The following is a 26,358-nucleotide window of genomic DNA, read 5'->3' on the forward strand; positions in this document are numbered from 1 at the left end:
AGAAGTCAAGCAAAAAAAAAGAGCCGGAGATATCTCCGGCTCTTAAGCAGTCATCGGGTCTTGCTACTTCAACAGCAGCAACTTCTGCATTTGCGTGCCGAGTGCTGACTCAAGCCGCGCAAAATATACTCCGGTTGCCAGACCCGCGGCATTCCAGCTGAAGCTGTGATTGCCTGCCTGATACAGCCCTTGCGCGACCGTAGCAACTTCACGCCCTGTCACATCAAACACACGAAGACTCAGCTCCGCGCTTTGCGGCAGTGATACTTGAAGTGTCGTCGTCGGGTTGAACGGATTCGGATAGGCCGGAGCCATCGCATAAACCGTCGGAATGGTCGGAGCATCGTCAGCGTCAAGCAGCGTGACGTATATTGTGTCGGTCGCGTCGCTCTCGCCGCCTTCGTACAGTGCAGTCAACCAATACGCGTGTCCCGCCTCGCCGCTCGGAATTCGAGTGCGATAGGACAACGCGGTTGTCGTGTCCAATTCAAACGAGTCGAGATGAACGATATAACTTTCCAGGTCGTCCAGTCCGCCTACACTGGCCGGAACGTCCCAGGCAAGGAACAGTGAGTCGTTGGTTCGGGTGAACGTCAAATTCTGCGGCGGATCGAGACGATAAACCTCGGCATCAAGGTCTGTCGTCTGTCCGGTCTGAATCGTTCCGGCGACCGCTATCTGCTCATAGCCCGGAATCTGCACCCGCAGCGTGCGCGGGCCGGCAAAGACGTTGGTGAACGAGTAGTTTCCGTTCGCAGCAACCTGTGCCATCACGTTTCCAAGCCGGACACCGTTCGGCACAGCCGCGCCAAGCACGGGATGCGCTGTTATCGTGCCTGACATGTTTCCGGTTGTGCGGGCAGAAGTTCGCGTAGAGAACAGAATCGTCGCGCCAGCCTCAATCGCGAAGGCGCTGTCGTTCAATGTCGTATTGTAAAGAATTCGCAGACCGGCCAGTTCGCTCGGGCTTTCGATTCCGACGGTGCCGCTGTTCACGACGTCTATATTGCCGTAAACATACATGATTTCACAATCACCCGTCGGTGTCGGCCAAACTTCCTGATCAAAAATATGAATCTGTCCCGATATCCGGTTGTTTTCAGTGGCAGGCGGGAAGTACATGTTTTCGTACTCGATGATGAACACGCCGTTAGCCGGGTCGTACTTCGTCATCACCTGCGAAGGTACCGGCGCAGTGCCGAACTCAAGCTGGTCCCAGAACAGCGCCAGCATGCCTGACGGGCCGGCCGGATGAGGGATGATGGTGTTGGCATTTCGTCGATCCGGATCTTCGCCTGCCGCAACCCAGCCGTTTTCGTTAATCGTGATTGAATCGAACCGCTGCCCGTAATAGACGAAGGTAAACGGCATCTCGACAAATACCGAGGCATCAAAGATATCCGGGAAGTCATGCACCGTTCCGCCCGTCATGTCCGCCCAATTATAGGTCGGCGGCAGACCGTTATCATAGCGATCAAAGGCGCGGTATCCGTAACTGTCCGGTCCGACATTTTGCGAGCGGCGGGTGTTGAATCGGACCAAGACCTGATTCGTTTCGTCCGTGGTCACAGGGAAGGACGTATCCACCTGCATATCCTGAAATGTCACTTCAAACGAATACGTGTTCGAGCCGGGCAGCGTGTAGCTGAATTGACCGTCTTCGTCCGTGTTTACCGGACCGACCGGTATGCCCACCGGCTCGACGCGAGCGCCTTGAACCGGTATGTCATTGCCGATTAAAACGGTTCCCTCAAGGATTCCGGCGGCAACCGGAGTAAGCTCGATATTGACCACGACCGTATCGGAATCCGCAACGGACATCGTCGTCGAGTATTCTGCAAAGCCGAATGCGCTAACCACAAACGGCAATGTTGAATCGGCGGGCAGCGAAATACGGTAATTCCCCTGTGAATCGGAAAATCTCACATAGTTGTCACCAGCCTGCACTCGCGCACCCGAAATCGGCGCGCCGGTTGCTCCGCTCGTGACCTGTCCAACCACCCAACCGCGGTCCGCCGATATCAGCAGCACCGCTTCATAAGCATCGACAAATCCGCGGCCGTTGTTATTGTCATCGCCGGTCGGCGCGTAGTCAATCGCAGTCTGCATCAACACGCCTTTGATTTCGCGCACGTCGGCGTTGGGGTTCGCTTCGCGCATCAGAGCCACGATACCCGCAACGTGCGGTCCTGCCATTGACGTCCCGCTCAGCTCGCCAAATTGATTTCCGGGGAAACTCGAATACACGTTTTCACCCGGAGCAATCACTTCCGGTTTGATGGTCACGCCGTCGCAGTCGCTCGGTCCGCGACTGGAAAAGCTTGCCAGTTCATAGGGAGGGGTCAGGTCAGTCGCGATTGTCGCTCCAACCGAGAAAAAGGTCACTGAGTCAAGCGCGATATTAGCCGGACTGCGGTGGGACGCTTGTTGAGGTCCTTCATTGCCCGCAGAGAACGTCACAACTGTGCCCGCGGTTTCACACGCGATGATTGCCTCATTCCAATCGGTGAAGCAGTCAGGATAGCCCAAACCGCTGTAGACACCCCACGAATTCTGTATCACGTCCGGTACATCTTCAATGGTTGAGGGGTCACCGTCCGGGTCCGCAAACCACTGGTAGCCTTGCAGCACGTCGCTGTCAAAGTCTCCGCCGAATCCGCCAATGGCATTCATCGCAATCCACTCGGCTGCGGGTGCGACTCCCACCGTGTCAAAAGTGGATGTCGCGCTGCCTGTACCGCAAATTGTTCCCATCACGTGAGTACCGTGGCTGTTGTTGTCCGTCGGAAAGTTCGTGCCGCCGTTCAGCACGTCCAGCCAGCACTCTTCGTGCGGCGCGTGCGTCCCGCGCCAGCGGCTGCCCAAAGCCACGTGATTCCCGTCCACACCGGTATCCATGTTCGCAACCAAGGTTCCTTCCCCGGTGTAGCCAAGTTCGTACCAGACTTCTGGCGCACGAATCGAGTTGACACCCGGAGTGCGGTCGTCCAGTGGCCGGCGTGGCGCGCGGTCGCTGTGCCGGACCGGCTCGATAAGCTCGATTACCGGAATTGGTTCAACCCATTGAATTGAACCATGCTTTGCCAACTCCTGAAGTGTCGCAAGCTCGCCTTTGACTACCACACAGTTGACAATCCAATAGGCCGTGTAACCGTCAATCTTCCCGGCCAGCTTCAGCTCTTCCAAATCTGCAAGCAGCGGCGGCTGCGTTTCACGCGCGACTCGCTGAAGCTCTTCCACGACAATCTGATGACGAAGCTGGCGAGTCGCCTTCATATTGCGTATGGCAATGTCCATTTCCCGCAAATCAACCCGCTCCCACAAGTGAAAAATCGCGTTCACCCGTTCGGAAGACGCAAGTTTGCTCCATCTCTCTTCCAGCTCGGGAGAGATATCACCGGCCTGAACTTGAGTAACACCAAGCATCAGCACCAGCGCGGGAAGCAGCCACATCAATCGTTTCATGTTTAACACCTCAAGTAAGTTGTCCGTCAAAGACTCCAGCCCAAAAGGTTATTTGGTAGGTTTCGTTAGTCCGTTACTCCACAGCGCAACCGTCGTCGCGTCCCAGAAATTGTCCACTTCAAACGACGATTCCTTCGGATTGTAGCGCCACGACGGTATCCCCGTGCGATGGCGGTCGCGCTTGCTGAGCAGGTGCCCGGCGATGGTTTGCACCAGCGCGTCATCCGGATATTGCTCCAGAGCTTCGATGGCGTCGTTCAAAGCCTGCTGATGGTCGCCCGCAAGCTCATGATACCAGGCCATGTGGGCGGCAACCCGCCCGTCCCCGGGCTTCAATAGTTCGGCCTCGTCAAACTGCCGCTTGGCTGCCTCCAATTGGCCGGCCAGCAACAGCATTCTGCCATACTCAAGCCGCAGCCCGGCCACGCCGCTGCGCCGCTTCAGGGCAACCTGATAGACTGAATCCGCCTTGGCGGTGTGTCCAGCCCAAAATAGCGCCTCGGCATAGCCACGAAGGGCCTCGTCGTCCGTCTCCTGTTCCGAGAGGACTATCGTATAATTTACGACAGCTTCAGCAAAATTGCCACAGATAACTTCCCAGTCGGCAACCTCGCGTGTAAGCTGGATGCGCTCAGATTTGGCCGTTTTGGCCAACCCAGCCTTGACCAAAGGCAGGATTTCCTCAAACTTGCCGTCCGCGAACGCCTTGCTCCATGCCAGCCGCTGATAGGAGGCCGCCTTGTCCGGAAAGGCCGTCAAGAGGCGTTCGGCATACTCCACCGCGAGGCTGTCTTCGTCTGCGAGAGAGGCTAACCTCGAGATTGCCCGCAGGACGACTTCCGAATGAGGGTCGCGGGACTCCGCCTTCCGGGCAAATTCCATTGCCGTTTCAAGCTTACCCAGCTCGACCTCATTGTCCGCCGCAGTTATCAAACCAACCGTGTAACAGGCCTCCACATTTGGTGCGGACATGTAGTATTCAAGTAATTCGACAAATTTTGAATCCAATGCAAACAGCCGCTCCTTCGTGATTTCCCGGGTGTCGAATTCGTTTCTTCGCGGAGAAAAGTACGAGTTCATACCTTCAGCGAAATACTCCCAGACGCTCGACCCTTGATAGCGGCTCACAAAAATCTCCTCACCCGCCGCGTCCTTGGCGCTTGCTTCGCGGTAAAGGTCCTCAATCTTCTGCATATCCTCAGGCGGAAAAACTCCGTGAACCTGATGTGTCAGTTCATGCAAGACCGTGTTATACCGGTTATAGATCGAGCGCTCGACATCTTCCACACCGGTCACAGTTGTGAACCCCCCGCACCCGCGCACGTCGTCCCACAACCGCGAATCATAGCTGATACGCTGATCGGCAATTGTTTCAAGCCCCGGCACTTCAGATAGCTTCTCGTGCAGCGGCTTGATGTAATGCAGGCTGCCGCTTGCAACCAGTACCGGAATGTACGCCTGCCACGGTTCAACGGAAATGGCGACCTGCTTTCTATGACGTTCCGACAGCGATTCCCAGTTCATGATATACTTCTCTATCATCGGAATCTGCGGGAACGGCTTGCCGTCAAATGCTTCCTGATCCGCGTCGCGGTAAATATTCTCACGCAGGCGCATTTGCTCAAGGCACTTTGCCACGCCGTTATGCGCCCGGCCATATTCAGGCACAAGTTCGAGCGCCGCGAAGAAATGCTCCAGCGCCGACTCAAATTCCCCTTGCATCCATTCTTCTGATCCGTCAATCACGTAGTCACGCGCACATTTGTTCGATCCGTCACACTTCAAATAGGGACTCGTGGACTCAAGCTCAGTGTAGTTCTTGCGCGCGTAGCCGTTCCCAAGATAGTAGTGCGCAAACTCATGGTATGAATTCCACTTCAGCACTTCTTCCAGCAAATCCATCGACTCGCTGGTTTCGCCAAGTCGCTGCTTGCACAGCGCAGCTTGAAAGATGATCTCGTCTGAAATCTGTTCCGGTGTCCAGGCACTGACCAATAAATCCAGGGCTTCCTGATACTTTTGCTTCTTCTGCAGGACCTTGGAAAGCCCGATCTTTCCAAGCCGCTGAAAAACCGGATCGGGATTTGTAAGTGTTGCGCGGAAAAGCGAATCCGCCTTGTCAACTTCCAGAACCGCAAATGCCAGTTCCGCCTGTGCGAGTTCGCGCGGAGTGGCGATCTTCTCCGACCATTGCTTCAATGCGGGCAAATTCTCCGTCAGCAGGTACCAGGCGACAATCGTCTCGTACTTTAATGGATCGCCGTCAAAGTCTAGCTCGTCCGGACCGGTATTCTCGATTGCGGATGTCTCCAAATGCCACAGCGCGGGGAAATAGCGCACAACACCGCTTGTCCATTCCGGCTGAGCAGGAACCGTGCGTGAGGCGAGCATCGTCGCTGCTCGTTCTGCCAACGATTCTTCCGCCCACACAATTGCCGGTACAGTCAGCAACACCAAGAGAACTTTACGCCACATTTCTATCCTCCTTAATCCGTCCGTCTTCAACTGTTACAATCCGTTTGGCAATTCCCATTACTTTCGGATCGTGTGTCGAGAAAATAAATGTCGTTCCGTGATTCCGATTCATCTCAAGCATCAACTCAAGCACTGCCATACCCGTATCATGGTCGAGGTTCGCCGTCGGCTCGTCAGCCAGCACAAGCTGAGGATTGGTTATCAGAGCCCTTGCAACCGCGACGCGCTGCCGCTGTCCGCCTGAAAGTTCATCGGGACGGTGATGCGCATATTCAATCAATCCGACTTCCTCCACCAACTCTGCCACTCGCCGATCAAGCTCTGGCTTCGGAACTCGCTGCAACTCTAACGGCAGGCCGACATTTTCCATGACATTAAACACCGGAAGCAGGTTGAAACTCTGAAAAATAAACCCGATTCGATCCCGTCTGAGCAGCGTCGTCTCTCTGTCGTTCAATCTCGCTGTCTCGAATTGACCGAACATCCTTACCGTTCCCGATGTCGGCACATCCAGACAGCCGATCATGTTCAGCAGCGTGGTTTTCCCGCTTCCCGATGGCCCCACAATGCACAGAAACTCACCGGCGCCGACGTGCAAGTCCACATCAACGAGCGCGTGGACGATGTGCGTTCCCAATGCATAGTCTTTGCAAATCTTCTCGGTTGTGATGATATCGGACATCGTCTTAGAAGTGAATGATTATCCGCAGGTCGGTCGAGTAGTGAGCAGGGAGGACGGCCCTCTCGCTTGTCGGCGGCCCGCTCACAAATGACAATCCCGCCGCAACATCCACGTCCGGATAACCCAGGAATGTGACCAGCGGATAACCGTAAAGTGTCTGATCAACAGGATCGAATACGAAGTTGCCGCCAATTGTCCACAAGTCGCGCCAATTGTAAACTCCGCTCGCCGCAAGGTACCACTGGTGCAGCTCCTGCATCGGTTTTGTCAGAAGCAGAATATTCGCATATTCAATTGGATTCCCCGGACGAGTTATCCAATAGTACGGATCGGAGACATACCTAAGATTTACGAGATAGTCGGCATATTCGCTGCGATTCAATCCCCATCCTGTGTAATAGACTTCGGCATAAATAGAGGAGTTGCCCATCAATTTGCTTCCGCCCAACACCGCGCGTGGCTTCCACACTGTGCCCTGTTCCAAATCGAGATAGTGCCGTAAATTTGAATTTTCGCGCAGCAAGTAAGCGGCTTCGCCATAGACAACCAATGGCCCGCTGTCCCACGAAAACGCTCCGCCAATGTTTGTCTCGTCATCAAAATTGTGCAGCGCGGTCGCATATAGATCCCACGTACCAACGAGCTTATAGAGACGTGCGCCGGCCATCCGGCTTGTGTTTTGCGGCACTGGTAACTCAATCTCGCTGTTGTCACGGTCGGGAGTGTACAGCAGGGATGCCGAAAACCACGGCAGCGTTGCATCCATTCGCGCCAGATAAACTCCCTCCAAGTACCTCGTCGGATCCAATGGGTTGGCAGTGCTCTGCAAATTATCTGTCGGTGTATAGGTCATTCCCGTCCCCCAGCGTGCGCGCTGCTTGCCCATCAGAAACGTCACTCGATCCGAGGGATTCATGAATCCGTAACCCTGATCCAGAACCCAATCAAACTGCTCTGTCGAGTCCGGCTGGTGCGTAAACCGGAATCGAGGCTCGACGCGATAGCCCGCCCGCTTCTCGTGCGTCCCTCTCAAACTGACGCGCAGCTCGTGCAAATACCACTCGCGCCACTTGCCTGTTTCCGGCGGATAGAGCCACACATCTCCGCGATCCGGACCCGTGAAGACGGCGTTGTTCTCCAAACGGTACGTCGTTTTCGGCCCTGCCAACGCGGCAAACGCAAGCAGCAGGCTACTTGCCCAAACGAGTCGGATCGAACGTGGATTCAGGTACGTCTTCGCGCTCCTTGAGTGTGAGAATCTCGACGCGGGTGAACGCGCCTTCTTCAAGAAAATCGTGCATCGTCATGATTGTGGGTCGTTCTCGCCCTGCCAGGAAGCCGGTCTGATTGACGACTTCCTGTTTCAGCGCTTTGCCCGTCAAACCGTAAAATGTAATCGTGTCCGGTATCGCCGACGCGCTGTCAATTCCGCATTCCATTTTCGCATAGGCAACGCTTCTCGTCTTTGCCGTCAGCTCAACTCTGAAGTGAACCTTTCCTCCGCGTTCGGTTCGTGCAAGTATGCGTGCCAGATAATCGTCCGCGAGTGTTGAATTCATCACGTCTTCATTTGAAAAAACGCTGCCCATGAAACTTGCCTTGCGTGTGAGTTTCACCGGCCGCGACACATCCGGCACGAAGAACCACAGATTCTCGTCGTTCAATAGAACCTGCTTGTCACGTTCGCGCGGCGGATCCGTCACCGTCATCAGCGACTTGTCCTCACCAATCCCAACGATGTCATAACTATAGTAAAGCGGATCTCGCCCGGGCCGGTGAGTCTCCATCTTCATCGACATTTCATACGCCCCCGGAAAGCGAGCATCGTCCAATCGCTGCAGAAGCGCTTGAGCGACCGAATCAGACGCCTCCTGCCCCGAACACATGTGTGACAGAACAAGAATAAGAAATATGACCAGACTTTTCACTATCGCACTCCTTTTGCCAAAGCCGCCGTCACCGGAACGCGGGACGCACGGCGAGCCGGAAACACCGAGCCAAGCCAAGCGCTGAAAACTGACAATCCCGCGCCGATCAACCAATCCACAGGGCGCGATTGCGCGTAATACGTGTCCGCAAGCGGCATCGAAATCGCTTCAATCGCTTCCTTCGGAAGTCTTATCCCATGCACGTTCATGTACCACGCTGCAAGTCCGCCGATGGCCGAGCCGATCACAACACCCAGAATTCCCAGCGTAACTCCTTCAGCCAGAAACATCGTACGAATCTGTTTTGCCTCCATACCGAGCGCACGCAGCGCCCCGATTTCTCCTGTACGTTCAAATACCGATACCGTCATCGTATTGGAGACACCAAATACGGCAAGCGTCACCAGTATCCAGCCGATAATGCCGTAGGAAACCATATCCGCTTTCACCGCCGCGACGATGTCGCGCGCCACGACGTACCATGGTTCCACGACCAGATTGTCTTCCGTCGCCTGCACCACAGCTTGTTCGATCGCGCCGCTTACGGCCGGCACTGCTCGCAGCGATTTAGCCCGCACGACAATCTCCGTTACCTCATCGTTCATATCGAGCAATTCCGTCACAAACGGCAGCGGCGCATATACTGCACCGCGATCCGCCACGCCAAATCCGCTGTCGAAAATTCCGATGACTTCAGCATCAACGAGATTGTTGGCCCGGTTTTGAGTCTGTGCGAAGAGCAGAAGCGATGCTCCGACTTCGGCATCAAGCAGTTCGGCCAATCGGTCACCAATCAGGACACCGCGGGTGCTGTCCGTCAGCCGCGATCCTTCCTTCACACCGCTGAGAATAACACCGACCTTTTCCTCGGAGGAGGGAAGAACACCGTAGAGAACCACCGCTGCGCGCTCCCGCCCGTTTGACAGTGTCGCCGCCGTCAAGACTCGCGGACTGGCCGCAACAACGTCTGGAATCGCTTCCACTGCTTTCTTGACGGCGTCAGCGTGGTGAATCGTAATATCGAGCGGCAATCGCCGCTTCTCATCGGCATATCCCTCGGCATGAATCTGCACATGACCCGTGCGCAAATCCACCGTCTTCTCAATTGTAATGAGATAGAATCCGCGCAGTACCCCGACCAGCAGAATCAGCATTCCCGTATTTACGCCGAGAGCAAGGACATTAAACAGCGTTCTCCGGCGCTGCTTGACTACATTGCGCAGCCCAAGCTTGAACCAGAGAATGTTCATCCCAACTCCCGCAGTATATCAACCGGTTGCTTGCGCGAAGCCCAAAAAGCCGGGTAAACGGAGGCAAAGATGGATATCAGCAGCCCCAAGCCGGCAATGTTCAGAGTCGTTTCGGGCACAAACGTCATCCATATCAGACTGTCAATGCCCTCAATTCCTTGCAGTCCTTCGCCAAGGTCAAACGGATTCGCTTCAAAGTAGAAGGTCACCGGCAATGAAAAAATCAGTCCGACTATCGTACCGATAACTCCGAGCACTGCCCCCTGAAACAGCACGAGTTTAATCAATTGTCCCGGCAATAACCCGACTGCGCGCAACGTGCCGAACTCGCGCAATCGCTCAAGAATACTGATCATGAACGTATTGATCATTCCCAACGAGGCCACCGTTAGGATGATTATCGTGATTACCCAAATCCCAATCTCGGATGCGTCAAGCAGCTGAATGAACGCGGCCTGGTCTTCCTTCCAAGATGTGACCTGATATTGAGACCCGAACAACTCTCTGACTTGCGGTAGCACCTCTTCCAGCATGTCGTGGTGCTCAAGCTCGAGTGTCACCGAAGTCACTCTGCCTTCCATTGCCAGCAGACGCTGCACCGTCCCGAGTTCGGCGATGACGAGCGTCGCGTCCTCTTCTTCATTCAGACTCTTGAAGACTCCGCGCACAACTGGCTCCACCGCGGACAACCCGCCGTGGATGTCGCTTGTCAGCAGAATAATCTTGTCGCCCGATTGGACATCCAGCAGTCTGGCTGCGTTGCTCCCCAGTATCACCTGATTCGGTCCGTCCAGAAATGCGCCATCTGAGATTGCTCTGTCCAGTCGTCCCCAAATGGATTTTGCCGCTTCCGTCGTCGTTGCCACGAGCTGCATTTCCAGCGTTCGCTCCGGCGAATTGGCCAACGCGCCGAACCTCAGCATCGGCCGCACCATCGTCACTTCGGGTAGTGAGCGCAGCGAGTCTCCGAAGGACTCCGTCCACGGGATGTTCGGCTCCAGCGGCAGAAGGTCAATCTTCTCATCATAGCCCTTCGCCGCAATCCGTATATGACCGGATTCCCGAACAGCCTGCTTCTGAACCTTGTCGCGAAATCCGTCCACATAACTTGCTCCGAATTGCAGCAGAAACACCGAAACCGCCACCACCGCAATAACGGCCAGTGAGCGTTTCCACATTTTGCGAATATCCCGCAGCGCGAGACGTATCAGCATGAATTAGTCGGAGTTTCTGACTCGGTACAGACGGAAGGGAGGATGTGCTGTGACAAATTCGCCAAGCTCCGCAAGATGACGTTCTAAGTCATCTGCAAAGTGACCGCCGCGACGGTTGTCAAGCAGGATGTGCGTGCATTTATATTTCAAAAGCAGTTGTCTTCGTTCGTCAAGGCTCAGCCGTCCCGAAAAGAACTTCACCGCATCCGCCCGGCGCGAGTTCACTTCGTCCTGTATCAACGGGTTTCCTTTCGCCTGCGCAACCAGTTTCGCTCCTGTCACTGCCGGCACCCGCCAGCCTGCAGTATCTTCCACCATCACAACAGACGAACTGCCAAGATACTGCTTGAGAAAGGCCAAGTCATCCCATGGCTGCGGCAATGCGCCGGTCGCTGCTATGACCTCGACATCCGGCCGCCATTGCTTGTCCATCTTTCGAATTCGATAGTAGGAGCCCGGCAGATACACCAGCGTGAACAGCAATATCGCCGGAATGACGACACTCTTCCCACGCTCGAAGAATCCCCGGCGAAACAGCCCTGAATCAAAGAGATAGAGCCCGATACAAACGTGCGAGAATATCGCACCATAGAAGATGAATCTGCTGCCAATCTGTATCCCGAGAATCCAGCTCGCAAGATATATGACCAGAGACAGTCCGAGTGCCGTGACGGGTGCCAGATACTTTCGCTTGGCGGCAAAGTATGAGGCTGCCAATATGCCCAACAGCGCCGGACCGGCCTTCGTAATCTGGTCGTCGAACAGCCTGACTCGATACCAATCTTCAGCCGTTCCGCGAAACAGGAGAGTCGGATAGTCAAAGTATGGCCACAGCCAGCAGGACAAAAACGCGATTGCCGGAACCACTTGCAGCAAGAGAGTTGTCTTAAAACTTGAGCGAACAACCGTCCACGAAAATGCCCCGACGAACAGAAGCAGTGCTGTGATGGGATGCGTTAAGAACGCCGTAATGCCAAGCAAACCGTACCCGAGTAGCGCGGCTTTTGAACCGGTGGAAAGAAAACGATTCAGTTCGGCAATTCCATGAAAACACAATCCGTAGGTGAACATTCCCACATACGGCAATGTCGCGTAAAACAACTCGGCCTGATAACCGTTCGCCTCACCGTAGCCGTGCCCCCAGCCGATCAGCATGGCTGAAATTATCCAAAGTATTGCCGCAGGACTCAGGGTAATGGTTCGCACGACTCGAACCAAACCCGTCAGAAACAGCACAAGATTCAGTAGTCCGGCAATCGCGACAGTTACAAAAAGATCCAGCCCTGCTGCGCGGTCAACAATCCCCCAGAAAACGGTATACGGTGTGAAGCGCGGAGAAGTTTCGCCCTCCAGGGCCAGCAGCGGATTGTCGGGTTCAAGCGGTGAACGTGAAATGGCGTCTATCGCTGCCGAAGTTTCCCAGATATCCGCCTGTTCGCCCCATTGCGGAGCAACGGTATAAAGAAGCGCGACCACAAGGATCGCGCCGTACATTACGCGCAGCCAAAAGGTGGTGCGCGTCTCGTTCATCAGACTCCCGCCGGCGCCGCTGCGCCCGCCTTTTCCAACACCCGGGGCGACCTTTTGAATAACGGTGACCTCAGAAATCCCCATTGCGCCAGCTTGAACTTCAACATCACCAGCACGGTCTGTATTCCGTACTTCGTACTTCGCCTGAAGTTGATGGAGGACGCTTCGTCAAAATATCTCGTGGGAATCGGCACGTCCCCGATCCGGAACCCGTGGTATACCGACTGTGCGAGAAATTCCGAGTCAAACACGAAATCATCGGAATTCGAGTGATAATTTATCGTTTCAAGCACCTCGCGGGCATAGGCCCTGAATCCCGTGTGCAAATCCCCTGCGTTCTGTCCCAGCATGACGTTCTCGAATATCGTCAGTGCACGATTCGACAGATACTTGTATACGGGCATTCCACCCTCGAGGGTCTCCTTTCGTGAGCGGATTCTGGACCCAAGAATAACATCCACCGTGCCCGTCTTGAGCAAGCTCACCACCGCCGGAGTGATGCGTCCGTCATACTGGTAATCCGGATGAATCATCACCACCACGTCCGCTCCGGTCTTCAGCGCGGCATCGTAACAGGTCTTCTGATTGCCGCCATAACCCTTGTTCTTTTCGTGCCGAATCACCGTGATGCCGAGCGACTTGGCAACTTCGACCGTGTTATCCTTCGAGCAATCGTCCACCAGTATGAACTCGTCCACCGAACCCTCGGGAATGGACTTCATCGTAATCTCTATCGTCTGTGATGCGTTGTACGCCGGCATGACACAAACGACCTTTTTGATGTCGCGTTCGGGACGCTCCCGAAATTCCTCTAAGCGGACAAATCCCATGTGCTTTCCTATAAGTGAAGCGCGCGATTCTCCGTCGCCGCCAAACATGCTTCCTTCATTGCTTCCGTAAATGTCGGATGTGCGTGAGACGTTCTCGCAATGTCTTCAGCACTCGCCCGATATTCCAGCGCCACAACAGCCTCGGCTATCATGTCCGCCGCGCGCGCGCCGAACATATGTACTCCAAGTATCTCATCCGTTTCCTTGTCCGCAAGCACCTTCACAACGCCTTCGGTTTCGTTTGCTGCCCGCGCCCGTCCCAACGCCTTGTACGGAAAACTTCCCGTCTTGTAGGCGCGTCCCGACTGCTTCAACTCTTCCTCCGTGTATCCGACACCGGCGACTTCTGGCCACGTATACACAACCCACGGAATCGCGCGATAGTTGATGTGCGGCTTCTGTCCGGCAAGCAACTCGGCCACGAATACTCCCTCTTCTTCTGCCTTGTGAGCAAGCATCGCGCCGCCGATAACGTCTCCAATTGCGTAAATTCCCGGATGAGCCGTCTCAAGATGCTCATTCACTTTGATGAAACCCCGGTTGTCAACGGACACCTTGACATTCTCAAGACCTAATTTGTCCGTGTAGGGTCGGCGCCCGACCGCCATTAGGCAGTAATCGCCCTGCAGTTCAACATCTTCTCCGCCCGGTGATTCAGCGGTCACCTTCACCTTCTTGCTCTTGCTGTCGACCGACTTGACCTTATGACCCAGGAAAAGCTCGATTCCGATGCCCTTCAAAGAGCGTCCGAGCTCCTTGCCCATCGTCGAATCCATCGTCGGAATGGCCGAGTTCAGATACTCCACTATTCTCACTTTTGTCCCCAGCCTCGCAAATACCGAGCCCATCTCGCAGCCAATCACACCCGCGCCGATAATTACAAGTTCCTTGGGCACCGTCTTCAGCGCCAGCGCTTCCGTTGAAGATATTATTTTGCTCTTGTCAATCCTGGCAAACGGCAAATCTGCGGGCTTTGAACCTGTGGCAATAATCGCCTTGGCAAAACTCAACTCCTGCGTGCTGCCGTCGTCCTTGGTGACACGCAGGGATTCCGTCCCCAAAAATGTCCCATGACCATAATAAACATCTACCTTGTTCTTCTTCATCAAATAGGCGACACCTTTTACGTTGTCGCCTACCACTGCGTCTTTTCGACCTCGCATGACATCCCAATCGAGTCTTAATCCCGACACCCCGATGCCGTGCGTGTCAAAATGTTTCGCGGCTGTGTAATACAGCTCCGATGAATCCAATAACGCCTTCGAAGGTATGCAGCCCACATTCAAGCAGGTTCCGCCAAGAGTCGGATACCGTTCGACCAGAGCCACCTTCATTTTCAGTTGTGCCGCGCGTATCGCAGCAACATAGCCGCCGGGTCCTGACCCGACGACGACTAAATCGTATTTCATTTGTGTTTGTTTGTGTTCGCCGCACGATGCGTCACCGCGCCGCACGGAATGTGTTCCTGCAGACTGCTATACTTGAAGCAGCATCCGCACCGGGTTCTCCAGACTCTCCTTGACCCGGACAAGAAATCCTACCGACTCCCGGCCGTCAATAATCCGGTGGTCATAACTCATCGCAACATACATCATCGGCCGAATGACGACCTGACCGTTCAAAGCGATGGGACGTTCTTCTATCTTGTGCATGCCGAGAATCGCGCTCTGCGGAGGATTCAAAATCGGTGTTGACATCAGCGAGCCGAATACTCCGCCGTTCGAGATGGTATAGGTTCCGCCGGTCATCTCGTCAATCGTAAGCTGATTGTTCCGCGCTCGCGATGCAAGCCGCTCAATCTCCGCCTCAATCTGAGCCAACGTCATGCTCTCCGCGTTTCTGAGTACCGGAACAACCAGTCCCTTCGGAGCCTGAACCGCGACTCCCATGTCCACGAAGTCGTGATAGACGATTTCATCGCCCTCAATCGACGCGTTCACGGCCGGAAAATACTTCAGCGCTTCCGTCACAGCCTTGACAAAGAATGACATGAAACCCAGCCGCACTCCGTGCTGCTCCTGAAACTTGTCCTTGAACTCCTTTCGCACCTGCATCAGCTGCGACATGTCAATCTCGTTGAACGTCGTCAGCATTGCCGTTGTTTGCCGTACGGAAACCAATCGCTCTGCGACCTTCTGGCGCAGAGGGGACATCTTCTCGCGGCGTTCGATGCGCTCGCCCGAATAGAAAACTTTGGCAACCTGCGGCGGCATGTGCGAAGGAGCGGCGGGCTTGGCTGGAGCAGGCGCGCTTGATGCGGGTACCGGCACACTCTCAACCGGCACTGCCGCGGGCTTAGGCGCCGCGACCGTGCGCAATGCGTCTTCCTTCGTGATTCGCCCTGCCTTGCCGCTGCCGTTCGAAACCTCATTGACCGTCATCCCTGCTTCGCGCAGGACTTTGTCTGCCGCCGGAGATGCAATTTTCGTTGCCGTCGAACTGCCTGCCGCCGCTGCTGCGATTGCTTTCTGTTCTGCCTTCACCGGAGCTGCGTCTGTTTTGGCCGGAGCCGTACCTGCCGTCGCCTTCTCGTCAATCCTGCAGGCGATGGCTCCGACGTTCACCGTCGTGCCTGCCGGAATCAGAATCTTGAGCACCCCGCTCGCCTCTGCTGAAACCGAGAGAGTGGCCTTCTCTGACTCAATCTCAAAAAGCTCGTCATTGGCGTTGACAAACGAGCCGTCTGCCTTCAGCCAGTTTGAAACGGTCACTTCACTCACGGATTCGCCCGGACTCGGGACTTTCACTTCAAGCATATTTCTTGTATTTCCTGTTTTGCCGGGCAAGAGTAGCTTGCCCTGCAGGTATCTTATGATTCAAAAACTCTTTCCACCAATGCCGCAAGTTCGCGGTCATGCAATTCCGGGAAGCCCACTGACGGCGCGCAAAATTCCGGCCTCGATATCAGTTTCAGCTTCACCAAATCAAACTTGCGGAAGAGGAACGGCCAGCAGCCCTGATTCTCCGGCTCCTCTTGCGCCCATATAAACTCCGCTTTCGGATAGCGCGCTATGACGGTCTGCAATTGCGGTATCGGCAGCGGATATATCTGCTCTAGCCGCACAAGCGCGACGTCCTTACGGTTTGCGTCACGCTGCTTCTTGATGAGTTCGTAGTAAAACTTACCCATGCAAAGCACCACCTTCTTGACGTCCTTCGGCGCCGTCCATGTGTCATCAAGAACCTCTTGATAGCACTTGCCCGGACCGAAATCCTCAATGGGACTGACGCACAACGGATGCCGCAGGGGACTCTTCGGAGTCAGCACGATCAGCGGAGTACGGAACGGACGGTGAAGCTGCCGTCTCAGGACGTGAAAGAAATTCGCCGGACTTGTACCTGCGACAATCTGCACATTCGTTCCTGCGCACATTTCAAGGAAGCGCTCGACGCGGGCCGATGAATGCTCCGGTCCCTGTCCTTCCGAACCGTGCGGCAGCAGCAGCACCAGGCCGTTTGCCCGCCGCCACTTCTGCTCGGCACTGACGACAAACTGGTCAACGATAATCTGCGCCCCGTTGAAGAAGTCCCCGAACTGTGCTTCCCAAAGTGTCAGCGAATTCGGGCTGGCCATCGCATAACCGTATTCATATCCCATCACGCCGTACTCGGACAATATCGAATTCCATATTTCGAACTTTGCCTGCTTCTTGCTGATGTGATCCAGCGGATAATACTCCTCGTCCGAATCCTCGACGCGCACCATCGCATGTCGGTGTGAAAACGTCCCGCGCTTCGAATCCTGTCCTGACAATCTCACCGGATGTCCTTCCTCACACAGCGTCGCGTAGGCCAACAGCTCCCCCATTGCCCAGTCGAATCTGCCTTCCGCTACCATCTTCTTGCGGTCCTGGAATATCCGTTCCACTTTGCTGATGAACTTCTTGTCGTCGGGAAGAGAGGTAATCGCTTGCGCGATTCGCTTCAAGTCCTTCAGCTCAACTCCCGTTGGAGGTGACTGCATAAAGTCTTCAGGCTTTGAAAATCGCAAACCCTCCCATCGCCCCTTCATTGAACTTGGAGCCATGGTCTCAAACACGTCCTTCGCTGTCTTGAAATCCTGCTCCAGCCGCGCGCGGAAGTCCTTCTCAATCTGCTTCGATTCCTCTTCCGCAATCGTCCCCTCTTCAGCAAGCTTCTTCACATAAATCTGCATCGGGTCCGGATGTGCGGCAATCGCCTTGTACAACACAGGTTGAGTGAACCGCGGTTCATCTCCCTCATTGTGACCGTGCTTGCGATAGCCAAGTATGTCAATGAATACGTCACGCTGGAATTCCTGCCTGAACTCGAGCGCCAGCTCCACCGTGTATATCACCGCTTCCACGTCGTCGCCATTCACGTGAAATACGGGAGACAGCGTCGTCTTGCACACATCCGTGCAGTACGTGCTCGAACGTGCCTCAATGTAATTCGTCGTGAAGCCCACCTGATTATTCAGAACGATATGCAGCGAACCTCCCGTCTTGTAGGCGTCCACTTGCGACATCTGCAAGAGCTCATACACAATCCCCTGTCCCGCAATCGCAGAGTCACCGTGGACAAGTATCGGCAGCACTCTGCGGTAATCTGAATCATGCCAGTGATCGCCCTTTGCGCGACACACGCCGGCCACGACGGGATTGATCGCCTCCAAATGGGATGGATTCGGCATCACAGCCAAGTGCACCTGATGTCCGGCGCGTGTCGTTTTCTCTACCGAATGGCCGAGATGATACTTCACGTCGCCCGAAAACGGAGCGTCCGTGTATTGCTTGCCTTCAAATTCATTGAAGATGTGACGATAGTCCTTGTCAAGAACGTTCGTAAGGATATTCAACCGTCCGCGATGCGCCATTCCGATCACGAAATCGCGAATCCCGAGCACCGCGCCGTGCTCCACAATCTGATCCATTGCCGGCACGAACGTCTCAAGTCCTTCAAGTGAGAATCGCTTTTGACCAACGAACCTCTGGTGCATGAACTTCTCAAGCACTACCGCCTGCGTCAGCATCTTCAGGGTGTGGCGCTTCGCATCCAGAGTGAAATGGCGCCGGTTGCGGTTGCTCTCCATGCGGTCCTGAAGCCATTCGAGCACCTTCGGATCGCGCATATAAATCCATTCCACCCCCACCGACTGGCAGTATGTCTCATCGAGCAGCTTGATAATTTCACGCAGCGTCGCAGGTCCGATGCCCACGTTTGCACCGGCCTGAAAGACGCGGTCAAGGTCCTTCTCACTTAGACCGAAATTCTCCAGGATCAGTTTGCCGCCGTAGTCTCGCCGCTTGCGCACCGGGTTCGTCTTCGTGAACAAATGCCCGCGCTGACGATAGGCCGCAATCAAGTTGATGACCTTGAATTCCTTTTCAAACTCCTCGGGAGTTTGCTGCACCGCATGCCCGTTCAGCGAGCGCGCGAACTCGAAGCCCTCAAAGAAGCGCCGCCAGCCTTGATCCAAATTATCCGGCTCCTGACGATACTTCTCATAAATATCGTCTATCACACCCGGATCCGCATTCACCAAAAATGATAAGTCTGCCATAATCCTCACTTTGTGTCACCCGACTAACGGGCGGTATCCAAAGGGCGAGTCAAGCTGCCCAAAGCTTAGAGTTTACGAAATTCCCCGCGTATTCACAAGCATATTGCTCATTCGTTCGCCTGCGCATAGTCAAGAATATGATTTGCCTTTCGTACCGATTTTCCCCATCTTGATATCGTAGATTTGCCGTATTAACAACACTTTTCAATAGGAGTCTCAAACAGATGCAAACCTATCGTCCATCCCCCAGTCCAAAAATTGTACTGCAGGTCTTTGGAGCAATCCTTCTGCTCATTCTCGTGTTCCGCTGTTTCACCGTCATTCCCGCCGGACACGTCGGTGTCGTTGACTTCTTTGGAAAGGTGTCGGATGCAACCCTCAAACCTGGTGTCAACTTCCGGAATCCGCTCGCGGCTATTCACAAATTCTCGGTGAAAACTCAGGAAAAGAAAGAGGTTATGGTCGTGCCCTCCAAAGAGGGTCTGTCCGTCACCTTGGAAGTTTCCGCCTTATATCACCTGAACCCCGAGACCGCTGCCGAGGTGTACAAGACAATTGGACCGGACTACCAGTCCATCATCCTCGAGCCCAATTTCCGCTCGATTACCCGCGGGGTAACAGCTGGCTACGAAGCCCGCGCCTTGTACACATCCGAACGTGAAGTCCTGGCTCAGCAAATCAAGGAAGCGCTTGAAAAGACCGTGTCACCCAGAGGCATCACCATTGAGGCAACCCCGCTGCGGCAAGTCAGCCTGCCTCCGAACCTCACGGCCTCTATCGAAGCCAAGCTGCAATCCGAACAAGAGTCCCAACGGATGGAGTTCATTCTGACCAAAGAATCCCAGGAGGCCGACCGCAAGCGCATCGAGGCTCAGGGAATTGCCGATTTCCAGAAGATTGTGTCCCAGGGTCTTTCTGATCCCTTCCTCCGTTGGAAGGGGATTGAAGCTACTGAAAAACTAGCGACTTCCACAAATGCGAAGGTCGTCGTGGTCGGATCGGGCAAAGACGGGCTACCTATAATCTTAGGCAATCAATAGGCCAAACGCAACTCATTTCGTTAAAATACGAAATAAAACGAGGCGGCCGTGATGCCACCTCGTTTTTCTTACCGTCACCGCAGCATCACACCAGTAAGGCGAGACGCCTAGGCATACCTCCTGTCCAGCGCGTATTTCCCTCCGCCGATAAACACAAAGGCGATGGCAATGGCCAAAAAGAGAAACGCCTTTTCCGCCGTCGCAAATGGGTCGCTGGCGTGGCGAACAAAACCGGCCACTCCCATCGTGCAGGCAATGAAAAATGCCGCCGGTCGGGTGGCCAGGCCGATTGCAAGCAGGATTCCCCCCACTAATTCCGAGAGGCTTGCTGCCCACGCGAATACTTCCGGCATCGGAAATCCCATCTTTGCCACCCCTTCGATGAATTTCTCCGAAGGCGGCGTCTTACCCCAACCGTGCGCGATGGCCATGGTCAAACCTGTGAAAACTCTCAAGATAAACAGGCCGATGTTGGCCGCTCCTGACTTTATATCCGCGCCGCCGAACAGGATTTTCTTCACGGGACTTCTCCGATTGATTGCCTTTATTCCGTCTTCAGATTAGATTATACTCATCACAAACTACAAAAGTTCTCGCATGAAAACACTCGGTCTTATCGGCGGAACAAGCTGGCACTCGACAGTCGATTACTACAGGCTCATCAACCGCGGCGTTCATGAACGTTTGGGCGAAGTAAACGCTGCGCGCCTGGTCATGTTCTCGCTGAATATGCAGGAGTTCAAAAACATCATTGATGCGGGCGGCTGGAAGGCGGGCGAAAACTATCTTGTTCCCTTTGCTCAGAAGCTCGAAGCATTCGGCGCAGAAGGACTGGTGATGTGCGCCAACACTCCGCACATTGTCGCTGACGGCATTCGCGCCGCTGTCTCCATCCCGTTGATTCATATCGTTGAAGCTACCGCTCTTGTGCTCGCGCAAAAAAACGTCTCGACCGTCGGCGTGCTCGGTACGACGTTTACCATGGAGCAGCCGTTTTACAGAGACATGCTGGAAAAGCACGGTATCAAAATGATCGTGCCTGAACCGGAAGATCGTGCTTGGATTAACGACAATATCTTCGGAGAATTGGCCGCGGGTGTTTTTCGTGACGAAACAAAACAACGCTACAAAGAACTCATGCGCGAACTCGGCGAACGCGGTGCTCAGGCTGTCGCGCTCGCCTGCACAGAGATTCCTGTTCTTATCAAACCGGAAGAGTGTCCGATTCCTGCGTTTGACACCATCGCAATCCACGCCAACGCCGCTGTTGAGTGGATGCTCGGGTAAAGTCCGCGTTTCGCTTCCCGCATCCGCCGGTGGACTGAACGCGGGGGTGAGCGCTCCGGCCATTTGAGATATTCCGGGACGAACTCCCCTGCATGCCTCTCCAGTTTTCCCACCTCCCTCGTAACTTCAATGCCAATCCCCTCTAATTAGAAAATGAACATATGTTTACAAAAAATTGCATTTTTTAGCACAAACTCTTGACAAACGTTCAATTCATATGTATATTATGCACATCATGAAGATGAAGCCTATTCCAAAATGTGCACTGGGAGCAGAAGCGGATTGTCAGCAAATCCTGTCCACCGGCAAAAAGAAATACGGCGACCCTTTCGAGCCGCCGCACATACCTCCAAGCGCTTCGAGCGAAGCGCAAGGTGCCTGCTTGTCAAGTAGGTTAGCTGTTCTTCAGCAATTCAATCGATTTCTTCGGATTAATAAGCTTGACCGTCCGGTCGCCCGCCTTCCGTTCATCCGCGCCGTTGATTATCAACTCGCGCAACTGCTGCGGAGTCAAGTCAGGACGCAGTGTCAGGAGCTTACCCGCCAGATTCAGCACCTGCGGAGAACTCATCGACGTGCCGTTCAACTTCATTTGCGTCCCCCCGGGGACATAGCTCATCACTTCAAAGCCATTGCCATAGACGTCCACTTTGCCGAAGCTCGTGAAACTTGTCTCTTCGCCCGCCTGATCCACCGCGCCAATTGAAATAATGTTCGGCAGGTCATAGCTCGACGGATAGAACTCCGCAAAAGCGTTGTCAAGATTCGAATTCCCCGCGCTTGTGATAAACAAAATGTTCGGCGCGTTCATGATGGCGTTCTTGAACGCCGTGTCGCCAATCGTATAGATTTTACGAGCCAGCGCTTTCCGCTCTTCCACGGTGCCGCCCGCATTGTTCGCTTCCAGAGCGTCTTCAATGCCTTTCAGCGAACCGCCCCAGCTCATGTTCACCGCGCGCACGCCGTTCTTCTTGAAATACTCAATCGTCTCCACCAACGCCGCGGCATCCTTCGTCGCTTGCTCAATCGTCGGCGTCTCCGGAATCATGCGATGGTCGAACGTCAAACGGGCGCCGAGAATCCGGCAATACGGATTGCCCGCCGCCGCGATACCCGCCACGTGCGTGCCGTGGCAATAGTTCCCGTACAAACTGATGGCTTCTATAAACGGTTGAACTTCATCCTGCTTCAAACTCGCGATGTGCTTCTTGATCTCTGCCGCTTCCTCGCTCTCAATCGCAGACTGCACGTCGCCCAGGCCTTTCATCCAGCGGCGCATCTGATCTTCGTTGCCCAGATTCTCCTTGCCGATCGGATACAGAAGTGAAGTCTCCTTGTTCGAGTGCAAATCAAAGGCGATCCCGTGAACATCGTCAACGAATCCGTTTTTGTCGTCGTCCTTGTTGTTGCCCGGAATCTCCTTCTCGTTCTTCCACATCTGTCCCAGCGGATCGAAAATGTTGTAATCAACACCCGAGTCCCAAACCGCCAGAACAACCGGCTTGTAGTTCTCGCCCTTGCTGAACTCAACATCGCGCTCCGCCCAAATGTCCGGCTTCTGCACCGCGTGTGCGCTGATATAGTCCGACAGCGCCGCGATGAAAATTTCCTTCTTCGGAATGTAGAAGTTCAGCGCGAAATGCGGAGAGAGAACCGACATCGCGTTGTCCTGTGTCATTTCACCGTTCGACTTGTCAAGCGTCGGCTGAAGCGATGCCTCAAGTCCGCCGATAACCACCGCTTCCGACGCCATCTCCGCGCCGCCCTTCATTGCCTTCACATTCGCTTCCACGACTTCGTAAGGCATGTTGGCAAGCATCGAGCGCAGTTCCGCGTCGAGATTCTTGTCGTAGTTCTCCTGCCCCTTCAATTGCGTTCTGGCAATTGCGCGGCCAATCATCGCCGTCGTGTGTTTCGCGGCCTCTTTGTCTTCAAGCTCGATGCGAAGATTCACCAACTCCAGATAACGCTGCCAGTCGCCTTCTATCATCGCGACTGTGCCGAGATTGGCGTACATGCCTTGCAGCGTGGACTTGTCCGTGATTTCGTACTTTTCCAAGTCGGCCAGAATGTCCGCCTTCACTTCGGCGGCCAACGCCTTCATCGCCGCTTCGTCCTTCAGGAAATCAACAATCTTCTTGTCAATCTTGTAGGTGTGCCGCGGCAAATCGTCGAGCTTCTCAATCTTAATCTTGTCGGCAACGGCCAAATTGGCGAGTAGACCGACCAGCAGCATGACAAACCATGTGCGTTTCATCTTCGTCTCCATCCGAAAGGTGTTACTGAAAAAAAAGGAAGTTTGAATCTTGAATTGATTTTCGGCGAGGACGGTGGCGCCCCGCAGTTGTGCCGGACAGCCCACCGTTCAGGATATTAGATAGCTGTTTCGCCCGCTTTGTGGCAGTGGAGCTGGGTGGAAGGGAGGCATATGCCGAAATGGCATTCCCGTTTCAAACCTGAGCGCGCTTTCAAGGTCCCCAAACCATGGCTGAAATCCTGCCCGATTAAGCACATCAGGCACCGCATGGGTACTTGCCAGCAGCAACTCCCGTCCCATTTCCCCAAAGGCAGTATTTACAGCAATTTCAGGAACAAAGGCGAAAGTCGGTCGGTTCAGAACATGACCAAGAGTTTTCGTAAACTCTTGATTTGAAACAGCCTTCCCGGAAGTGGTGTTTACGGGACCCTGAAGGGTACTGTCGTAGAGCATTCGGTAGAGGACGGCAACGAGGTCATCTAGGTGAATCCAGCTCATCATTTGACGGCCCGAGCCCAGCCTCCCGCCTAATCCCAACTTGAAAATGGGCAAGAGCCGCCCAAGGACACCGCCCCACCCTGAGACGACCGTCCCTATTCGTGGATGAACCACCCGAATGCCTGCATTTCGTGCAGGTTCCGCGGCGCCTTCCCAGGCTTTCACAACCGCCGCCAAAAATGAGGTCCCGGGCTTCGCCGTTTCGTTCTGTGGCTCGACTGAATCCGGGTAGATTCCGACTGCCGAGGCACTCACGAAAACCTGAGGCGGTCGCTTCAGCGCGGCAATGGTCTCGGCAAGGAGACGTGTGCCCTGAACCCGGCTGTCGAGAATCTCGCGCTTGGCGGATTCTGTCCAGCGGCCGGCGGCGATGTTCCGTCCAGCCAAGTGGACGACTGCATCCACTCCTTCGAGCTTCTCGGATTCGATTTCTCTCTTGAGAGGATTCCAAAGAACCGACTGCTCAGTCGTCCGCCTGCGTTCAATCAATACGACTTCGTGTCCACCGGTCGTGAGAAAGTGTCTTAGTCCGCTTCCTATCATCCCCGAGGCGCCGCTGATGGCGACTTTCAGCCGTGGACGTTCGGCAAACTCGGCATGGCGGCTCAGGTCAATCCAAGTGCGTTCATGCCTCCATGGAAAGGCCGTATTGACCATCCAGTTTACCTGTGATTGACCGAAGTGTTGTCCGATTTTCCCGAGAGGAAACTCATAATCAATCCGGTCCTCAAGTTCACTTCGGCCACCCGGCAAATCGGTGCAAAGATGAAGATGAACCCACTTGCGAAACGGGCCGCGCTCCTGTTCGTCGATGAACTGGCGGCCGTCAATCACGCTGTGGTGCTTTGCCAGCCACTTCATCTTGAACGGACCCGCCGGGACTGAAAGCTCCCTGCGGCTGCCCTCGCGCACCTGTTCATCACCCCACGTGACTTTGATTGCCGACCATGGAGGCGTCAGTCGCTCAAGAGCGCCGATCCGCATGTGCCAATCGAACAGCTCGCGGGCGGGAACGGGATAGACACTTTTTAGACTGAATTGCGGCACGGAAAGCGATGTATGAAGCAAAATGTGGATAAACTCTAATATACGGCTTTTCTAACAGAGGTGAAAGTACCGTTCTGTCGCAGAACGGCGAATCGAGAATTCTCCTTTACAACCGTTGAATTACGATGAGCCATTCCGTATCTTCAATCAACAATACTCCTCAGTTTCCCCCACCCAATAATTTCCTATGGCCTTGATATTTAACGGCTCTCCGGAACCTACGCTGGGCGTAGAATGTGAACTGCTGCTGATTGACCCGAAAACATGGCAAGCGGTCAACCGTGCCCCCGAACTGTTGGCTGAACTGGGCGATGTCGGTTGGGCTAAGCCCGAACTCTTGCAATGCATTGTCGAGGTTATTACGACACCGTGCCGCACGGTGGCGGATGTCAAGCGCGAGCTTGTGGATAAGTTTCGCAAAACCGAAGAGGCCGCCAATAAGCTGGGCATGACCACTGCATTTATGGCGACGCACCCGACGGCGCTATGGCACGACATGGTGATTACCGACAATCCGCGCTACATGAATCTGGTCAATCGTATGCAATGGCCGGCACGCCGCGCGATGATTATGGGGCTGCATGTGCATGTTGGTGTCAAATCGGCGGAAAAGGCGATTGCCATCTTCAACGCGATGACCACTTTTCTCCCGCACCTACTGGCCGTATCGGCGGCGTCGCCGTACTTCATGGGCGAGGAAACTGGACTGGCGTCATCGCGCATCAAAGTTTTTGAAGCGATGCCAACCGCAGGGTTGCCGCAGCGTATGCTCAATTGGGCTGAGTTTCAAAGATTTATGAAGACGCTGATTCATGCCGGAGCGATTCAGTCGATTCAGGAAATTTGGTGGGACGTGCGCCCGCATCCGAAATTCGGAACACTCGAAATTCGCATCTGCGACGGCACCCCCGATTTGAAGGACGTGCTGGCGCTGGTGGCGCTGGCTCAATGTCTGATATGCTATCTTGAAGACCTGTATGACAACGGCGAAACGCTGCCGATTCACAAATACTGGTTCATCAAGGAAAACAAGTGGCGCGCCACCCGCTGGGGATTGGACGCGGACATCGTGCACACGGATGACGGAGCGACACGGCATATGCGTGACGACCTGCACTTTTTGGTCAAGACGTTGACGCCATTCGCCATTCAGCAGAACTGCCTTGAAGAACTGCAGCACATTGTGAAAATAACAGACCGGGGCGGAAGCTACGAACGTCAACGCTCGGTCTATCGCAAGACCGAGAACTTCATGGCGGTCACCGAATCCGTTGTCAGCGAGTTTCAGGAGAGCGTCAGGCAGGCTTGAAGAGCCGGTTCACGTTTCCTGA

General features: G+C 54.6%; 18 protein-coding genes. 3 read left to right on the forward strand and 15 right to left on the reverse strand.

What is annotated here, in order from left to right; all coding sequences use genetic code 11:
• Positions 1–63: 63 nt before the first annotated feature.
• The 12 genes from HUU59_07590 to HUU59_07645 all read right to left on the reverse strand — a co-directional run bounded on the left by HUU59_07590 (position 64) and on the right by HUU59_07645 (position 18,898).
• Positions 64–3,465 carry a S8 family serine peptidase gene (locus tag HUU59_07590; protein ID NUO19289.1) on the reverse strand — a complete coding sequence of 1,134 codons (3,402 nt, stop codon included), beginning with the start codon at positions 3,463–3,465 and terminating at the stop codon, positions 64–66.
• 48 nt (positions 3,466–3,513) lie between these two features.
• A complete protein-coding gene (locus HUU59_07595) occupies positions 3,514–5,940 on the reverse strand; it encodes a hypothetical protein (protein ID NUO19290.1) in 2,427 nt (808 codons plus the stop codon).
• Positions 5,930–6,622, reverse strand: coding sequence for an ABC transporter ATP-binding protein (locus HUU59_07600; GenBank protein NUO19291.1), 693 nt, complete (start codon positions 6,620–6,622; stop codon positions 5,930–5,932). The genes HUU59_07595 and HUU59_07600 overlap by 11 nt, the downstream gene beginning before the upstream one ends.
• A gap of 4 nt (positions 6,623–6,626) precedes the next feature.
• A complete protein-coding gene (locus tag HUU59_07605; protein NUO19292.1) occupies positions 6,627–7,910 on the reverse strand; it encodes a hypothetical protein in 1,284 nt (427 codons plus the stop codon).
• A complete protein-coding gene (locus HUU59_07610; GenBank protein NUO19293.1) occupies positions 7,813–8,550 on the reverse strand; it encodes an outer membrane lipoprotein-sorting protein in 738 nt (245 codons plus the stop codon). The genes HUU59_07605 and HUU59_07610 overlap by 98 nt, the downstream gene beginning before the upstream one ends.
• Complete coding sequence (locus tag HUU59_07615) at positions 8,550–9,800, reverse strand: ABC transporter permease (protein ID NUO19294.1); 1,251 nt, start codon at positions 9,798–9,800, stop codon at positions 8,550–8,552. Before HUU59_07615 ends, HUU59_07610 begins: the two co-directional genes overlap by 1 nt.
• The gene (locus HUU59_07620) at positions 9,797–11,014 is read right to left on the reverse strand and encodes an ABC transporter permease (GenBank protein NUO19295.1); all 1,218 of its coding nucleotides are present in this window, start codon (positions 11,012–11,014) and stop codon (positions 9,797–9,799) included. The genes HUU59_07615 and HUU59_07620 overlap by 4 nt, the downstream gene beginning before the upstream one ends.
• Before the next feature lie 3 nt (positions 11,015–11,017).
• Positions 11,018–12,544: a hypothetical protein gene (locus HUU59_07625; GenBank protein ID NUO19296.1), complete on the reverse strand. Its 1,527-nt coding sequence runs from the start codon at positions 12,542–12,544 to the stop codon at positions 11,018–11,020.
• Positions 12,544–13,305, reverse strand: a complete 762-nt coding sequence (locus tag HUU59_07630; protein ID NUO19297.1) for a glycosyltransferase family 2 protein — start codon at positions 13,303–13,305, stop codon at positions 12,544–12,546. Before HUU59_07630 ends, HUU59_07625 begins: the two co-directional genes overlap by 1 nt.
• Positions 13,306–13,382: 77 nt before the next feature.
• Positions 13,383–14,783 carry a dihydrolipoyl dehydrogenase gene (gene lpdA / locus HUU59_07635; GenBank protein NUO19298.1) on the reverse strand — a complete coding sequence of 467 codons (1,401 nt, stop codon included), beginning with the start codon at positions 14,781–14,783 and terminating at the stop codon, positions 13,383–13,385.
• Positions 14,784–14,849: 66 nt separating this feature from the next.
• The gene (odhB, locus tag HUU59_07640) at positions 14,850–16,130 is read right to left on the reverse strand and encodes a 2-oxoglutarate dehydrogenase complex dihydrolipoyllysine-residue succinyltransferase (protein NUO19299.1); all 1,281 of its coding nucleotides are present in this window, start codon (positions 16,128–16,130) and stop codon (positions 14,850–14,852) included.
• Positions 16,131–16,183: 53 nt separating this feature from the next.
• Positions 16,184–18,898: a 2-oxoglutarate dehydrogenase E1 component gene (locus tag HUU59_07645; GenBank protein NUO19300.1), complete on the reverse strand. Its 2,715-nt coding sequence runs from the start codon at positions 18,896–18,898 to the stop codon at positions 16,184–16,186.
• A gap of 224 nt (positions 18,899–19,122) precedes the next feature.
• Between HUU59_07645 and HUU59_07650 the strand changes: the two genes are divergently transcribed.
• Positions 19,123–19,938: a prohibitin family protein gene (locus HUU59_07650; GenBank protein NUO19301.1), complete on the forward strand. Its 816-nt coding sequence runs from the start codon at positions 19,123–19,125 to the stop codon at positions 19,936–19,938.
• A 107-nt stretch (positions 19,939–20,045) separates the two neighbouring features.
• On the opposite strand, the gene HUU59_07655 is transcribed toward HUU59_07650, so the two are convergent.
• A complete protein-coding gene (locus HUU59_07655) occupies positions 20,046–20,369 on the reverse strand; it encodes a DoxX family protein (GenBank protein ID NUO19302.1) in 324 nt (107 codons plus the stop codon).
• Positions 20,370–20,535: 166 nt separating this feature from the next.
• On the opposite strand from HUU59_07655, the gene HUU59_07660 reads away from it, so the two are divergent.
• Positions 20,536–21,225, forward strand: coding sequence for an aspartate/glutamate racemase family protein (locus HUU59_07660; GenBank protein ID NUO19303.1), 690 nt, complete (start codon positions 20,536–20,538; stop codon positions 21,223–21,225).
• A gap of 394 nt (positions 21,226–21,619) precedes the next feature.
• Here the strand turns inward: HUU59_07660 and HUU59_07665 are convergent, their stop codons facing one another.
• Positions 21,620–23,482: a S8 family serine peptidase gene (locus tag HUU59_07665; protein ID NUO19304.1), complete on the reverse strand. Its 1,863-nt coding sequence runs from the start codon at positions 23,480–23,482 to the stop codon at positions 21,620–21,622.
• Between the two features lie 108 nt (positions 23,483–23,590).
• Entirely contained in the window at positions 23,591–25,048 is a 1,458-nt protein-coding gene (locus tag HUU59_07670) for a TIGR01777 family protein (GenBank protein NUO19305.1), read from the reverse strand.
• Between the two features lie 166 nt (positions 25,049–25,214).
• Here HUU59_07670 and HUU59_07675 point away from each other — a divergent pair, with 166 nt between their 5' ends.
• Positions 25,215–26,336: a glutamate--cysteine ligase gene (locus HUU59_07675; GenBank protein ID NUO19306.1), complete on the forward strand. Its 1,122-nt coding sequence runs from the start codon at positions 25,215–25,217 to the stop codon at positions 26,334–26,336.
• The last annotated feature ends 22 nt before the right edge of the window (positions 26,337–26,358 follow it).

The sequence above is a fragment of the bacterium genome, assembly GCA_013360195.1.
In the GTDB taxonomy this organism is placed as follows: domain Bacteria; phylum Electryoneota; class RPQS01; order RPQS01; family RPQS01; genus JABWCQ01.